Consider the following 14,322-nt stretch of genomic DNA (forward strand, 5'->3'; position numbering starts at 1 on the left):
GCTGGGAAGGGGGCCGTGCCCGTCCCCAGCCGCTCCCAACCTTCGCAAGCTCAGGTCGGGGCCCTCGCGGCAGTGGGCCCCCCACGTGGCCCTCCACACCGCGGCCCCCTTCCCAGCTCCGCTCAATCGCGCCATCCTCACCTCCGGCGGTGTGCTTTGAGTGCGACATATCAGCTTGCTCTTCAACAGTTGACCGACTCCGCGTTGCCTACGGGGGCTTTTGCTCATTCTCTTGGGTTTGAGAGCTATATCGAGCGTGGGCTTGTGCGTGATGAGAGCACCTTCAGCACTTGGCTTCAGGCCTTCGTTTCCCAGCAGTTGAGCTATTCCGACGGGTTGGCTTTGCGGTTCTTGTTTGAGGGGGTGGATGTTGGCTTGTTGGATGGGGTGTTGTCTGCGCAGTTGTTGGCTCGGGAGGTTCGGGGGGCCTCCTTGAAAATGGGGGGACGGCTGCTGGAGATTGGTGGGGAAGTGTTCCCTTCGGGGGAGTTGGAGGCTTATCGGGGGCTTGTCCGGGCGGGGTTGGCTTCGGGCCACCAACCTTTGGCATTTGGTGTCATTGCGAGGTCTCTGGGGGTGCCTTTTGAGCAGGCGCTTTCCGCCTATCTGTTTGCCACCGTTACTTCGCTGACGCAGAACGCCGTGCGGGCCATACCGCTCGGGCAGAACGCCGGGCAGCGGGTACTACGCCAAGCGCACGACGCCGTCGCTGCCGCCATCCACGTTGTAGCACAGCTGTGCTGGGACGACTTCGGGGCCGTCAGCCCCGGCCTCGAAATTTCACAAATGCGGCACGAACGGCAACGCGCCCGCATGTTCATGAGCTAGTTAGTGCAAAGGACAAAAAACATGACAGAACCCATCAAAATCGGCGTCGGCGGACCCGTCGGAGCAGGCAAAACCCAGCTCGTTGAACGCATCACCCGACACATGAGCCGCGACATCTCCATGGCCGCCATCACCAACGACATCTACACCATCGAAGACGCCAAAATCCTCGCCGCCAACGGCATCCTCCCCGAAAACCGCATCATCGGCGTCGAAACGGGCGGCTGCCCCCACACCGCCATCCGCGAAGACACCTCCATGAACACCGCAGCCATCGAAGAACTCAAAACCCGGCACCCCGATCTCCAAATCATCTTCGTCGAATCCGGCGGCGACAACCTCTCCGCCACCTTCAGCCCCGAACTCGTAGACTTCTCCATCTACATCATCGACGTCGCCCAAGGCGAAAAAATCCCCCGCAAAGCCGGCCAAGGCATGATCAAATCCGACCTGTTCATCATCAACAAAACAGACCTGGCACCCCATGTAGGAGCAGACCTCGCCGTCATGGAACGGGACTCCAAAGAGTTCCGCGGCAACAAGCCGTTCTGCTTCACGAACCTGAAGACCGACGAAGGCCTGGACGAGGTCCTCAACTGGATCCGCCGCGACGTCCTGATGCTCGACTTGGCCCAATGAACCGATGCGAGTTGGCGGTTAAGTCACCTTGGGCGGCGAACGCGGATGAAGGGGGCCGTGCCCGTCCCCAGCCGCTCCCAACTCTCGCAAGCTCGAGTCGGGTCCCTCGCGGCAGTGGGCCCCCCGCGCGGCCCGCCACGCCGCTGCCCCTTATCCCCGGCTCCGCCGCCTCGGTGGTTACGGCACCACGCGAGATGCGCGTATGAACACGGCGACGCAGGTCGGTTTCGGCTCAGACGTTGTGGGGAACGTGGGGCCCGGCTCCACGTTGGCTTTGGGTGAAGGGGCGGTTCGGGGGCGGTTGGAGCTTGGGGTCTGTTTGCGTGGGGGGCGGTCCGTTGCTTCGCGGCAGTTTCATGAGGGTGCCTTGCGGGTTTTGCGGCCGCATTACTTGGATGAGTCCGGGCAGGTTGGCTATGTGATGGTCAATCCGGGCGGGGCATATCTCGGGGCGGATTTGTTCCTCATTGATGTGACGGTTGAAAACAATGCCGCGCTGTTGCTGACCACGCAGTCGGCAACTAAGGTTTATCGGACTCCGGGGTCATTTGCTGAGCAGCGAATGAGTGTGCGGCTGGGGGAGGGCTCGCGGTTGGAGCTCATGCCCGACCAGTTGATCGCCTACCGGGAAGCGAGCTACCGGCAGAATTCGCGCATCAGTCTCCACCCGACGTCGAGCCTAATCATGGCCGAAGTCATCACGCCAGGCTGGTCCCCGGACGGGGCGTCCTTCAAGTACCAAGAGGTGCGGCTGCGGAACGAGATCTGGATCGAAGACGAAAACGGAGCCAAGTTGCTGGCGCTCGACAACCTCCTGATCCGGCCCCCGCTGGGAGACGTTACCGGGATGGGGTTCATGGAGGGATTCAGCCACCTGGGGTCGTTGGTGGTGGTGGATCCGCGGGTGAATCAGGGGCTTGCCGATGAGCTGGACCTTATAGCCCGTGACTTTGACGCTTATACCGGGATGTCTTTGACCGCGACTATTGCCGGGAGCGCGGGGCTTGTGCTGCGATCGTTGTCGAACAGCACTGAGGAACTCAACAATTTGCTGGGTGCCTGCGCCGGCGTTCTGCGGGAACGTTGGTATGGGCAGGCGCCCTTGAACCTGAGGAAGTACTAATGACTGCGCTGACCGAGTTCGCCACCATGTACCGGGAGCGGGAGACGTTGTCCCTGCGGACCCGGCTGCTGTTCACGTTCGGTGCCGTCGCCGCTTTGCACCTTGCCGCCGTCGTGCTGTTGCTTGCTGGTACCGCGGGTGGCGCGCAGCCGCTGGCACTCGGGCTGGTGATCACCGCGTACGTGGCCGGTATCAAGCACAGTTACGACTGGGACCACATCGCCGCGATCGACAACTCCACCCGCAAATTCGTGGCACAGCACAAAGACCCCGTGAGCGTCGGCTTTGCATTCAGCCTGGGCCACAGCTCCGTGGTGATCCTCGCCGGACTCCTGGTGGTGGCGGGTGCCACCTTGATCGGGCAGTTCATGGAGGACGGCACCACCGGCAACAAGGTGCTGGGCCTGATCGGCAGTGGAGTGTCGGGGTTGTTCCTACTGGCGATGGGTCTGTTCAACGGCTCCGCGTTTGTGCGCGCGAGCAGTGTGTACCGGCAGGTGCAGCGCGGCGGTGACGTCCGTCCGGAGGACTTGGAAGCCAAGGGCTTCGTCGCCCGGCTGCTCGCCAAGCCGCTGTCCAAGGTGGAGCGGCCGCGGAATATCTACGTGATCGGCTTCCTGTTCGGCCTCGGGTTCGATACCGCCACCACCATCGGGCTTCTGGTCATCACCACGACGGCGTCACTCGCCGGTGCCTCGCCCCTCGCCTTGATGGCCCTCCCTCTTGCGTTCACCGCCGCCATGACCTTGTGTGATTCCGCCAATGGCGTGGCCATGATGAAGATGTACAAATCAGCCATTCGCAACCCCAAGCGCAAGCTTGGCTTCAATGCCCTGATCACTGGCATCTCGGCGGTCTCGGCGTTGTTCATCTCCGTGATCACGCTCGGTGGATTCGCGAATTCTGCGTTTGAGCTTCAGGATCCCCTGACCACGTGGCTCGGCAGCATTGACCTTGGCGACGCCGGCCTGATCCTGGTGGGACTGTTCGTGATCGTCTGGGCCGTCGCCTCCTTGCGGGGCCGGGGCGCCGGAAGCGGGACCTAGGAGACCGCCACTGCGTTGAAAAGCTCGTTGATGTCCACGCCGAGGTCCGGGGTGTCCAGCACGTTGGTCAGAAACACCACGCAGCGGTCCTGCTCGGGGAACATCCACCACTCCGTACCGGACCAGCCCGGATGCCCATAAATACCCTGCGCGAACAGCTCGGACTCGTTGGCCGGCATCTGGAATCCCAGCCCGGTGTGGCGGATGGGCTTGGGCCGGGTGGTGATGTGCGAAACCTCGGTGGTTCGGGGGCGACGCATGGCTGCAAGGGTCGCGGGCCGGACGGCTTTCCCGGAACCCCGCAGGAGCTCGGAACCGAGATTGAGCAGGTCTGCGGCCGTGCCGAACAGGCCCGCTCCGGGATGCCTGTTCTTGTACATGGCCTGGACATCAAGGCCAGCTGCCTCGGTGCCATGGACCGTGTGCGGGTTGCACTCCGTGCCGAACGTTAAACCCTGAGCCCCCGTGTCAGCCGCCAAGGACAGAAGCTGGTCCTCGAACGGAACCCCGCCTGCCCACTCGGCCATCGCCGCTGCACCTTCGAAAGCGATGTTGCAGTACTGGACCAAAGATCCGGCGTAAAAGGCTTGCTCCGCGGAGGTGAGCGCTTCGCGGAGGGGAGTACCGCCGTCGAGCACTGGGTCTGAGATTCCCGAGCGGTGGCTCAGCAACTGCTCAAGGGTCACGGTGTCCGTGCGCCCGGCGCCAAAGTCCGGCAGGGCGTCACCCAGCGAGGCTCCAAGCGAGAGTTTCCCCAGTTCAACCTGCCGCATCACCGTGAGGGCACTGATCGGTTTGGTGACCGAGAACAGCGCAAAGTGGTCATCGGCTGCCGCCGGCCTGCCGTCGTCGGTCCCGAACGCCACGATGTCCTCGATGCCTTGGCTGGAAGCGATGCCCAGCACCGCCACCGGCACCCGTTTGAGGTCTACCTGTTTACGGGCCCAGTCTGCAGCGGGTCCTGTTTCCACCATTGCTATGTCACGCCTTCGTTCGGAGTTGGGGGTTCCTGTATTGAATCTATCGCGGGCACCGGAGAGGCGGGGAGATCCTAAGCAGCGTGACCATATATGACAAGTCAATGACCACTTTATCAATTGCATGACTAACTTGTAGATAGGTGCCCTGAATTCACGTACCCTGAAATCGTCGTTACGCAGTGAATGGGGTGCCTGGTCTCGATGCTTCCCAGCGTGCGGCCTCGGACCGGTCTCAAGCAAAGGATTCGCACCATGAAAACCCCCTCCTCACGAACCAGGGCTATCGCGGCCTTCACAGCGGGCCCCATTGCAATACTCATCGCCGGAGCAATGGTCTGGCAGGGCTCGCAGGCCGCCTTCACGGCAACAACCCGTAACTCCGGAAGCGCCTGGAGCACCGGCAGTGTCACGTTGACTGACGACGACCTCGGTGCCGCTGCATTCACCGTGGAGAATATCGTGCCGGGTCAGACTGGCCAGAAGTGCATTGTGGTCACATCGAATTCAAATGTTGCCGGCGAAGTTCGTGCTTATACGCAGAATTTGATTGCCGACCGCGGCCTTGAGAACCAAATCTTCTTCGATCTGGAGCAGGGCACGGGTGGTACGTTCAATGACTGCACCGGCTTTACTCCCGTAGCCAACACGGTCCCGGAGCTTCCTCTCTCTACGCTGGCAGCCCAAAACCGTGACTTCGCCACGGGCGGTTCCGCTTGGGAAACAACTGGCACGCCCGGTGAGACCCAGAGCTACCGCGGAACATGGCGATTCGACACCACCGGCTTGACCCAGGAACAGGTGAACGCCCTGCAGGGTGCCCGGGTCAGCATTGACCTCGTGTGGGAACTGCAGTCGGACACTGCGCCTACTCCGTAGGCTGATTGGACTCTTTGCTGCGTCGTGAGCTTGGACACCAAGGACAGCGCCGGACAGGCCCTGTTCTCAGCTGAGGGATGGGTTCCCTTCGTCGTGGGCATCGTTGCCAGGGTTTATCTGGGCATTTCCCTGAGCCTGGCTGTGATCGCACTCTTTCCAGCTCTCTTGGGTTGGAGCGGGAGCGTGGTGCAAAGCGGTTCCATGGAGCCGCACATCAGCCCCGGCGATGTGGTCCTCACCTCTGAGCTTTCCGACGCCGAACCCGTTCCGGTTGGTGGCGTGGTGGCCTACCTGAGTCCAGCCGAGGCTGAACCGGATGGAACAGCAAAGACACGGCTTCATCGTGTGGTCGGAGCCAACGACGACGGGACATACGTCACAGCCGGCGATGCCAACACAGACGTAGACAGCACGCCCATGAAGCGTGAGCAGATCAGCGGAAGGGCCCGCATTTTGGTGCCCATGGTCGGCTTGCCGGGGCTGTGGATGACGCACAGGACGTTCCCGCAGATCGCCATCTGGTCTGTGGGAACCCTTCTGGCCGTGGTCTGTGCCATCTACGTGGGCGGCCCCGCTGGCGAAACCCGGACAGCCGGGCCACAGCGGAATACACCCCGCGTCAAAGGCACGGCGGCGTTCCTCCTCGCCGCGGTCATCGCCGTCCTGGTCATCCTCGGTGCCACGGCCGGCACATCCGCCGCTGCGTTCACGTCTGTCACATCCACTCCGGCGAACAGCTGGGCGGCATCCCCGGATTGGAATCCGCCCACGGTGTCGCTCGCGGACCCCGGCAGCTCGGTGAAAGACACCGTTGCCATCTCGGCCACGGCGCAGGACGCCGAGTCGGGCATCAGAAGCATCGACGTCGAGTACCTCCGCGACGGTACAACCACTTGGAGCACCATGTGCTCAGCCGCCACTGCTGCAGTCACCTGCCAGTGGAACACCAAAGCAGTGCCCGACGGCGGCTACAGCCTCCGCGCGCGGGCTACAGATAACGCCGGGCTCACCTCTATCACCGCCCTTCGTGCCACGACTGTGGCCAACAACCTCCTGGTGGTCCTGGCCAGCCCGGCCGAAGCAGTTCGCGGCAACGTTTCCCTGTCCACCAGCCTGTTGGGTGCCGCGAACACGCTGTACAGCGTGAGGGTTGAGTACTCCTTGGCGGGGGCGAACAAGTGGAGCACCCTATGCCTTTACCTCGCCGCTCCCTATAACTGCACGTGGACCACGGCCCTCTCCGCGAACGAAAGCTACGATCTCCGGGCCGTGGCTGTGGCGGGCCTGACCAGCACGTATTCGGCAGTGGTCACGGACATCACGGTTGACAACCAAGCGCCCGCGGTGGCCATGACGGACCCTGGAACACCACTTAGCGGCGTGCGTACTCTGACCGCCACTTCCACGGATGCTCACTCCGGCGTGGCGCAAGTCAGCCTTCAGTACGCGCGCGCCGGGACAAGCACTTGGACCACCGCGTGCACCGTGACGGAGAGCCCCTATTCTTGCCGCTTCGATACCACCACCGTGGCCGACGGCGGCTACTCCTTCAGGGCGATCAGCGTAGATGCTGCCGGAAACAGCACCACGTCCGCGGCACTCAGCAGAACCGTGGACAACACGGTGGCCTCTGTCTCCGTGGAAGATCCCGGCGCCTACGTAACTGGCACTGTGCCTCTAACCGCGGCTGCGAACTCAACGGCAGGTGTTGGCTCTGTAAGAATCCAAGTGGCACCCGCCGGGACAACAACGTGGAACACGCTCTGCACCATCGCAACCGCTCCCTACAGTTGCAGCTGGAACACCACAGGCTACGCGGACGGGACCTACGACCTCAGGGCGGTACTCACCGACCGCAACGGCAAGGAAACCATTTCCGTAACCGTCGCCTCCAGGAGGGTGGACAACAGTCCGCTCCGTGCAGCCGACATCCGAACCACCAATGCCGGGGCCATCCAAGGAAGACTCGAAACGGGCGATTCGATGAGCTTCGTTTACAGCCAGCAGGTCAATCTGGCCACTGTCACACCGGGGTGGGCCGGAGCGTCCCTTCCCGTGACAGTTCGCCTGCGGGACGGGAACCTGTTGGGCTTGGGTAACGGGCAGGATGTGCTCGACGTGCAACGGACCGGGAGCAGCATCAACCTTGGCTCAGTCAACCTGAAGCAGAACTACGCCAAGAACCGCAAGACCGTGGTGTTCAACGCCACCCTGACCGCTGCCACCGAAACAGTGGGCGGAGTTCCCCGCACGGTAGTCACCGTTGTCTTGGGTAGCGCGGCCAGCGGCGGCGCCGGAGTGAGGACGGCAGGTGCGGCAGCCAACATGGTCTGGACACCGACGTCGGCCGTTAGCTCTCCTGCCGGAGTGGCCTGCTCGCTGGCGCCCCTCACGGAAGCGGGTACCTTGGACAGGGACTTCTAGCTAGCAGGGACTTCCAGGCAACAGGGCCGTTCCCGAAAAAGATTCTTGCCGGCGTGTAACCGTGGCCGCCCGGCCGGAAACTATACAAGTATCCTGCAGTTCAGCGCTCTATTTTTCAGGGGGAACCATCGTGCTTTCAGAGCGCGAATTGGCGTTCATCGCCATTCACAAAGACAGCTACCCATCCGTGTTCAAGTTCGTCTGCCGACGTGTTGAATCCGCGGAAGTAGCTGAGGAGATCGCGGCCGACGTTTTCCGCGTCGTATGGCAAAAATGGACGGACGATTCCCGACCGGATCTTCCGTACCTCCTGACGGTTGCCAGGAACCTCGTAGGAAATGCGTACAGGAGCCGCGACAGGCGCTTGGCGCTGCAGGAAAAACTGCGGACGACGGCGGTCCAGCGCTTTGGCGACGACTCCGAGAACGTTGCTGTCCAGGACGCCCTGGAATCACTGCGGGAAAAGGACCGCGACATTTTGCAGATGGCTTACTGGGACGGTCTGGGGACCGCCGACATTGCGAAGGTGCTGCAGTGCAGCGAATCGGCGGCCAAAGTCCGCCTTCACCGGGCCCGCACGGCGTTCCGGAAACATCTGCCTGCAGGGGCCAACTCGACTACACAGAAGATGGGGGTCTGAAGACAATGGATCCGATCAAGAACCAGATATCAGCGATTGACCCGCTCACTATCGAACCAGTGGCGGAACCCAACGGCGAAGAAGCGCTGCACAAAATCCTTTCCGGCACCACCGTATTCAGCGACAACCGCCCGATCGCGGCAGTGACGTCCCTGGAACAGCGGAGGCGCCGCAAAGCCCAGATCGCCGGTGGGCTGTTGCTTGGTGCTGCGGCCGTGACGGTGGGGGTGCTCGTTGCCTCGAGCTTCGAGACAGTCAGTTCCAATCCCTTGCCCGCTGTGACACTCCAAACCTCAACGCCCACGCCTACCGCTTCCGCCACCCCAACGCCCACGCCCACTGTGACGCCCACGGCTACGCCATCGGCAACGCCCACAGTGGCCGCGCCGGTAACCACCCCGCCCGCACCCACCACACCTCCAGCAGTCGCCTCGGCGCCAGTGGTGCCACCCGTGCAGGCGCCGACCACCCAGACCTACACTTTTCCGGACGGCCACCTTTCCTTCACGTACCCGGTCGGCTGGAGTATCCGGGCGGACCAAGGACCATTCGATCCTCCCGGGACTGCGGAAGCCTCGCGCATTGTGACTGTCTTCGATGCCGCTGGGGCAGAGGTAGCCCGCATTTTCAATGGAAACTACGCGGATGGGACTGCTGGTTTGGTGGACCGAACCATTCTGGACCGGGCTGTAGTGCCCGGCGTTCGCGACAACTCGGGTGAGCTGGTGGAGTTCGGTTTCTCCTCGAACCAGTCACAGTACATTCCCTACGAAGGGCCCCCCTACGAGGGAATGCCCTCACCCCGAACGGGACCTGTCGAAGGACCTCCGACATACATCATGGATGTACGGGTGTCCTCCGAGCTCCAGGCCGGAGTAAGTTCCTCCGGGACCAACCAGGTCCGCGTACCAAACGGCATCATGAGTGCTTACGTGGTTTTCGATCCCAGCAAGAACCCAGCCTTCGCTACCCCGGAAGCGGCCAAGGCATGGATGGGCAGCACCCAGTATGCCCAACTCAAGTCCATGCTCCTGAGCCTGAGCTACAAGTAACCCATCTGAGCAGCAGTTGAGGCCGTCCTGAACGCTGGAACGGCCTCAACTGCTAGCTACTTGGATTAGCGGACAGTGACCAGATGGCTGGCGGGGTCGTACCGGAAGGTGATCGGGCCGCCGTCGTGTTTCAACGCGATGTTGCTGCCGTCGGCGGCGCCGGCCAAACCGTAGTTCTCAGCCCAAGACCCGTTGATGGCGGCCTTGAACTCGTAGCTGCCGGCAGCGAGATTGGGCACGGAGAGCTTCCACAGTCCGTCGGCGGCATCCAATGACAGCTGGGCTTGGGCGCAATCCGGCATCCAATCGCCAGCGCAGCCGAGCTCGGAGTTCAGGCTTCCCGGCACGGAAACGGCTGCAGGCTGCTGGCCCGCGGTGACTGCGCTGATGAGATTGGTGGCGTGGTCGTACAGGAACGTGACTGCGCCGCCCGAGTGCGTGAACGCCACGTTGGGGCCGTCGAGCTCACCGCCCGCGCCGTAGTTTTCGTCCCAGGTGCCATTGAGCGCAGCCTTGAACTCGTACGTTCCGGCGGGAAGGTTGGGGACGCTCAGCTGCCAGAGCCGATGCGTGGGCTCGTAGCTCATGAGACCCTGCTCGCAGCTGGGCTGCCAGTCCTCGGTACAACCCAACTCGGTGTTGAGGCTGCCGACCACAGTCACGGTTTCGGGCTGGGTGGGCTCACCCACCACGCCGCTCTTCGGCTCACTCGCCGACGTCTGCGCGCGGTTGTCCAACACCACCGCGCGGTACTCCACTGAGGTGCCATCCTCCAGGGACGACACGTCATGGAACACCTGGTACGGAGCGTTGTCGTCGGTGCCGATCGCCGCCCACTCGCCACCTGGCGTGCGCGACTGGAAGGTGACCTCATAGAACGAGTTACCGTCGACGTCGGCCGTCACCTTCAGGCGGCTGGCGTCACCAGCTGCGGTGACCGGCTTCTTAAGCACGACGGCGGGCGCTGCCGTCGACTTGGCCAGTCGCCCCGCCGCTTCATAAACCGCAGCGGAAAGCGGCGGTACGGTGACGGTCAGGTTGGCGTCCTGTCCGGTCTTGGCGTGCTTGGCGGCGTCACCATAAACCAGCTTGAACGGCTGTTTCGCTTCATACGTGGGGATGGCCGCGGTCTGCGCTGTCTCGCTGTTGTTCACTGCCACGATGTATTCGCGCTGCTCTTTGGCATCAATGCGTGAGAACGCGTAGATCCCGGCGCCGTCGGCTGCGTAGCGGTTTTGCTGGGCACCGCTGCGGAGTGTGGGATGTTCTGCCGCGAGGGCCGCGAGCTCACTGATTTTCTTGTACAACGGGTGCTGGGTGTCGAAGTTGTCCGTGACGTGGGTGGAGCTGGTGCCCAGGAGATCGTCGTCCAGGTATTCCTGTACCTTGCTCGCGAACATCGTCTGGCGCGAGTCCTGGTCTCCGCCGGCGCCGGTGAAGCCTTGCTCGTCGCCGTAGTAGATCACGGGGTTGCCGCGCGAGAAGTACATCAGCTCATGGGCGAGCTCGTCGCGTTCCACCAGTTCGGAGTCGGACGCTCCCGGGTTGTCCTGGGCGATGAAGGTGCCGATGCGGCCCATGTCGTGGTTACCCAGGAAGGTGGGCAGTTGGTAAACGTTCGAGTCAGCGTCCGTGTACCAGTCATCCCCGTTGAAGAAGTCCGCCAAGCCGGTGGCTTTACTGCTCTGGGACGCGAAGCTGCGGGCTGCGCCTTGGAAGCCGAAATCCAGCACGGCCTGCATCTGGTTCTTGGTGGTGAACTTGGACGTCACGGTCTTGGAGGTATCGAAGACCTCGCCGAACATGAAGAACTCGTCCTTGCCCTGTTCCTTGGCGTAGCTGAGGACCTGGGGTCCGAACTGCTGCCAGAATTCGTCGTTGACGTGCTTCATGGTGTCGATGCGGAAACCGTCAATCCCGAAGTCGCGGATCCAGGTTTTGTAGATGTCCATCATGCCGTTGACCACTTTTGGGTTCTCGGTGAAGAGGTCGTCCAGTCCGAAGAAGTCGCCGTACAGGGAGTCCTCACCGGCAAAGTTGGTGTTGCCCCGGTTGTGATAGAGCGTGGGGTCGTTGAGCCACGATGGGACCTTCACGTCCTTCTCCGCGTCAGGGACCACAGGGGTGTACGGGAAGGACGTCGCGGCATCCAGGGGCGGGAAGTCCTGCGTTCCGGCGTAGTCGCGGTCATCGAAGACCTCGCCAGCAGCGGTTCGGTAGGGCTCGGTTTCCTTGGAGATGTACGGCGCTGAGGCGGTTTCCTGGTACTGGATGACGTCCGCGGTGTGGTTGGTGATGATGTCGAAATACACCTTCATGCCACGGGCGTGGGCGGCGTCGATGAGGGTCTTCAGCTCGGCATTGGTGCCCAGATGGGGGTCGATCTGCGTGAAGTCCGTGACCCAGTACCCGTGATAGCCGGCCGAGCTGTTCGCCAGGGTACCGTCACCCTGGACCGCCTTGTTCTTGAAGCTCGGTGTGAGCCAGAGGGAGTTGGTGCCCAGCCCCTGGATGTAGTCCAGCTGGTCTTGGAGACCCTTCAAATCCCCGCCATTGAAGAATCCCTTGCGGGTGGGATCGAAGCCGGACACCATCGGATCGGCACCCAGCCCGCCGTCGTCGTTGGCTGTTGTGCCGTTACTGAAGCGGTCGGCCATGACGAAGTAGAAGTTCTGATCGCTGATGCCTCCGCGGATGGAGTGCTGGGCAGCGGCGTCGGGAGTGGCGGCGGGCGCGGCGCTTGCGGGGAGGATGGCCGAGGCGGTGAGTACCGCCGTCGTCATGACGACGGCGGCGATCCGGTTAAGTGGTGGGCGCTGAGGGCAGTTGTTGGGTCTATAGCTGCGAGATAACACGTGATGGAACCTTCCGCTAAGCGACAGTGCTGTGGCATGTAGGTGCTGTGTGACAAGTCACAACTGTAAGCGCTTCCGTAGGGTTAATCCACGGCTTCTGGGTGTTGAGAATTATGAAGAGCCTCGGATGAACTCCCGCACTGGAAGCGTTTGCATGTGCCCTACCCGAAATTGCGCGGGATTTTCACTGTGCCTTTGCATTGCCTCATCCCGAAACGCTATGCATCTGTCCATAACGAAGCCCGTGTGACTTGCATAGGGTTGAAGAGATCTGCTTCACAAAACGCCCCCGATCTATCCCCAAGGATGAGTTTCAACGATGAAGAGCATCGCCCTCCTGCGCGAACGAGCCACCCGCGTCATGCCTACCGGTTCCCACTGCCCGGCGTCGGGCCTGTGGAGCCCGGACTCCGATCCTGACGCCGTCCAGGTTTTCGCGGAAGGCCACATCCTCCCGGCTCACGATGGTGTGCCCACCGTCTGGCGGCGCCGCACCGCCGCTGAAGTGTCGGCATGACCAGCACCATCCTGAACAGGCCCGCCGACTACCGCCACGTGCCGGCGGCCGAGTGGACTGAACTCACCTCCGGCGATCCCGTGTGGATTTACGACGTCGCGTGGGGCGCCGGGACCGGCCGCGTGGACGATGTTTCCAAGCACCAGGAACTGCTCTGGGTCATCCTCGAGCCGACCGGCCGCAGGCTCATTTGCGGAACGGACGACGTCGAGGTCTGGACAGCCTGAAAAAACTCGCCGAGGTGGCAAATAATGACAATTTCTGAGCGGATGATTGTCATTAAGTGCCATCTCGGCGTCAGTTAAACGGCGGGGACCAGAACGCTGGGAGAGCCCGTCTCCACTCGGCTCACCGGACCGTCCGGCAGGCCGGTTTCGGAGTCCAGCTGGAAGCTCACGACGTCGTCCGAGCCTTCGTTGGCGACGTACAGCCAGCCTTCGCGGACCAGGTGGTGGCGCGGCCACTCGCCGCCGCACGGCACCTCCGCGACGGGCTCGAGCTCGCTACCGCTGTGCGACACCTTGAGGATACAAATCCGGTTGGACCCCCGCACACCCACATACGCGAAGCGGCCATCGGGCGATAACGCAATCTCCGCGCCGGCGTCGCCGTCTTTTGCCCCTGTAGCACTCGCCGGAACCATGGTTGTCAGCTCGTAAGTGCCGTCCGGTTCCATCCGAATCGCTGCCACTTCCACCGAGTATTCGGTGTCCACAAAGACAGTTCCGCTGTGATGGCGGGCCATGTGCCGGGGACCGGAGCCCTTCGGCAGGATCACCTGATGATCCGTTTGAAGGCCAACACCTGGCGAGTACTGCCACACCCTGACCAGGTCATGTCCCAGGTCCGTGGTCATCACGCGGCCGTCCGGCAGCATCAGGCTTGAGTGCGCACGGCTGGGCCGCTCCCCGTCCGGAGACGTTGCTGTGTGGGGGTCGACGGCGGCGGCCGCGCTGGTGCGCGAGGTGATGGCGCCGTCGTGGTCCAGTTCATACAAGATGACCTGGCCGTCGCCCCAACAGGTGGCCACAATAAAGCGTCCCTGCGGATCGGCCGCTACGTGGCACGTAGCTTCACCGGCCGGCCAACGATCGCCGAAGGCCTCCAATCCAGAGTCGCCTGTCCGGCGATACGCCCGCACCGTCTTCCCTTCCTCGGCCACGGCGTAGACCACCGGGAGCGAAGGGTGCAGGGCAAGGAACGATGGCGAATTGGCGGCGATCGCCAAACCGAGGGATGTCAGCTTGCCGTCGTCGTCGGCCGAAAGCGCGACGATGCCCTCACCCTTGCCGTCCCTGTCGGCAGTGTACGAACCAACCCACATCAGTGCCTCGTGGACGGC

Annotated in this window: 13 protein-coding genes; 10 read left to right on the forward strand and 3 right to left on the reverse strand. The window is 62.6% G+C overall.

Annotated elements, in window-relative coordinates; all coding sequences use genetic code 11:
• The first annotated feature begins 156 nt into the window (after positions 1–156).
• From ARUE_RS01075 to ARUE_RS01090, 4 genes are all read left to right on the forward strand, one after another.
• Positions 157–828, forward strand: coding sequence for an urease accessory protein UreF (locus tag ARUE_RS01075; protein WP_043469603.1), 672 nt, complete (start codon positions 157–159; stop codon positions 826–828).
• A 21-nt stretch (positions 829–849) separates the two neighbouring features.
• Entirely contained in the window at positions 850–1,467 is a 618-nt protein-coding gene (ureG, locus tag ARUE_RS01080) for an urease accessory protein UreG (protein WP_014920412.1), read from the forward strand.
• A gap of 202 nt (positions 1,468–1,669) precedes the next feature.
• A complete protein-coding gene (locus ARUE_RS01085) occupies positions 1,670–2,590 on the forward strand; it encodes an urease accessory protein UreD (protein ID WP_014920413.1) in 921 nt (306 codons plus the stop codon).
• On the forward strand, positions 2,590–3,636 hold the full coding sequence (locus ARUE_RS01090) for a HoxN/HupN/NixA family nickel/cobalt transporter (protein ID WP_014920414.1): 1,047 nt from the start codon (positions 2,590–2,592) through the stop codon (positions 3,634–3,636). The genes ARUE_RS01085 and ARUE_RS01090 overlap by 1 nt, the downstream gene beginning before the upstream one ends.
• On the opposite strand, the gene ARUE_RS01095 is transcribed toward ARUE_RS01090, so the two are convergent.
• Positions 3,633–4,610 carry a serine hydrolase domain-containing protein gene (locus tag ARUE_RS01095; protein WP_014920415.1) on the reverse strand — a complete coding sequence of 326 codons (978 nt, stop codon included), beginning with the start codon at positions 4,608–4,610 and terminating at the stop codon, positions 3,633–3,635. The two genes, ARUE_RS01090 and ARUE_RS01095, sit on opposite strands and share 4 nt — an antisense overlap.
• Before the next feature lie 258 nt (positions 4,611–4,868).
• Between ARUE_RS01095 and ARUE_RS01100 the strand changes: the two genes are divergently transcribed.
• From ARUE_RS01100 to ARUE_RS01115, 4 genes are all read left to right on the forward strand, one after another.
• A complete protein-coding gene (locus ARUE_RS01100) occupies positions 4,869–5,492 on the forward strand; it encodes a hypothetical protein (RefSeq protein ID WP_043469606.1) in 624 nt (207 codons plus the stop codon).
• Positions 5,493–5,516: 24 nt separating this feature from the next.
• Positions 5,517–7,916: a signal peptidase I gene (locus ARUE_RS01105; RefSeq protein ID WP_014920417.1), complete on the forward strand. Its 2,400-nt coding sequence runs from the start codon at positions 5,517–5,519 to the stop codon at positions 7,914–7,916.
• Between the two features lie 130 nt (positions 7,917–8,046).
• The gene (locus ARUE_RS01110) at positions 8,047–8,556 is read left to right on the forward strand and encodes an RNA polymerase sigma factor (protein WP_014920418.1); all 510 of its coding nucleotides are present in this window, start codon (positions 8,047–8,049) and stop codon (positions 8,554–8,556) included.
• 5 nt (positions 8,557–8,561) lie between these two features.
• Positions 8,562–9,608: a hypothetical protein gene (locus ARUE_RS01115; protein ID WP_014920419.1), complete on the forward strand. Its 1,047-nt coding sequence runs from the start codon at positions 8,562–8,564 to the stop codon at positions 9,606–9,608.
• A 65-nt stretch (positions 9,609–9,673) separates the two neighbouring features.
• Here the strand turns inward: ARUE_RS01115 and ARUE_RS01120 are convergent, their stop codons facing one another.
• Complete coding sequence (locus tag ARUE_RS01120; RefSeq protein ID WP_014920420.1) at positions 9,674–12,391, reverse strand: alpha-amylase family glycosyl hydrolase; 2,718 nt, start codon at positions 12,389–12,391, stop codon at positions 9,674–9,676.
• A gap of 391 nt (positions 12,392–12,782) precedes the next feature.
• Between ARUE_RS01120 and ARUE_RS01125 the strand changes: the two genes are divergently transcribed.
• Both ARUE_RS01125 and ARUE_RS01130 read left to right on the forward strand, forming a co-directional pair.
• The gene (locus ARUE_RS01125; protein ID WP_011772994.1) at positions 12,783–12,980 is read left to right on the forward strand and encodes a hypothetical protein; all 198 of its coding nucleotides are present in this window, start codon (positions 12,783–12,785) and stop codon (positions 12,978–12,980) included.
• Positions 12,977–13,207, forward strand: a complete 231-nt coding sequence (locus ARUE_RS01130; protein ID WP_011772995.1) for a hypothetical protein — start codon at positions 12,977–12,979, stop codon at positions 13,205–13,207. The genes ARUE_RS01125 and ARUE_RS01130 overlap by 4 nt, the downstream gene beginning before the upstream one ends.
• 74 nt (positions 13,208–13,281) lie before the next feature.
• Here ARUE_RS01130 and ARUE_RS01135 read toward each other — a convergent pair whose 3' ends face one another.
• The gene (locus tag ARUE_RS01135; protein WP_014920421.1) at positions 13,282–14,304 is read right to left on the reverse strand and encodes a lactonase family protein; all 1,023 of its coding nucleotides are present in this window, start codon (positions 14,302–14,304) and stop codon (positions 13,282–13,284) included.
• Positions 14,305–14,322: the final 18 nt, after the last annotated feature.

It is taken from the genome of Arthrobacter sp. Rue61a, from assembly GCF_000294695.2.
GTDB lineage: Bacteria > Actinomycetota > Actinomycetes > Actinomycetales > Micrococcaceae > Arthrobacter > Arthrobacter aurescens_A.

What these genes read in the sequence shown, in the direction of transcription:
- ARUE_RS01120 (WP_014920420.1), bottom strand. Translation starts at nt 12,391, where the DNA reads ATGACGACGGCGGTACTCACCGCCTCGGCCATCCTCCCCGCAAGCGCC.
- ARUE_RS01085 (WP_014920413.1), top strand. Translation starts at nt 1,670, where the DNA reads ATGAACACGGCGACGCAGGTCGGTTTCGGCTCAGACGTTGTGGGGAAC.
- ARUE_RS01125 (WP_011772994.1), top strand. Translation starts at nt 12,783, where the DNA reads ATGAAGAGCATCGCCCTCCTGCGCGAACGAGCCACCCGCGTCATGCCT.
- ureG (WP_014920412.1), top strand. Translation starts at nt 850, where the DNA reads ATGACAGAACCCATCAAAATCGGCGTCGGCGGACCCGTCGGAGCAGGC.
- ARUE_RS01135 (WP_014920421.1), bottom strand. Translation starts at nt 14,304, where the DNA reads ATGTGGGTTGGTTCGTACACTGCCGACAGGGACGGCAAGGGTGAGGGC.
- ARUE_RS01130 (WP_011772995.1), top strand. Translation starts at nt 12,977, where the DNA reads ATGACCAGCACCATCCTGAACAGGCCCGCCGACTACCGCCACGTGCCG.
- ARUE_RS01095 (WP_014920415.1), bottom strand. Translation starts at nt 4,610, where the DNA reads ATGGTGGAAACAGGACCCGCTGCAGACTGGGCCCGTAAACAGGTAGAC.
- ARUE_RS01090 (WP_014920414.1), top strand. Translation starts at nt 2,590, where the DNA reads ATGACTGCGCTGACCGAGTTCGCCACCATGTACCGGGAGCGGGAGACG.
- ARUE_RS01115 (WP_014920419.1), top strand. Translation starts at nt 8,562, where the DNA reads ATGGATCCGATCAAGAACCAGATATCAGCGATTGACCCGCTCACTATC.
- ARUE_RS01100 (WP_043469606.1), top strand. Translation starts at nt 4,869, where the DNA reads ATGAAAACCCCCTCCTCACGAACCAGGGCTATCGCGGCCTTCACAGCG.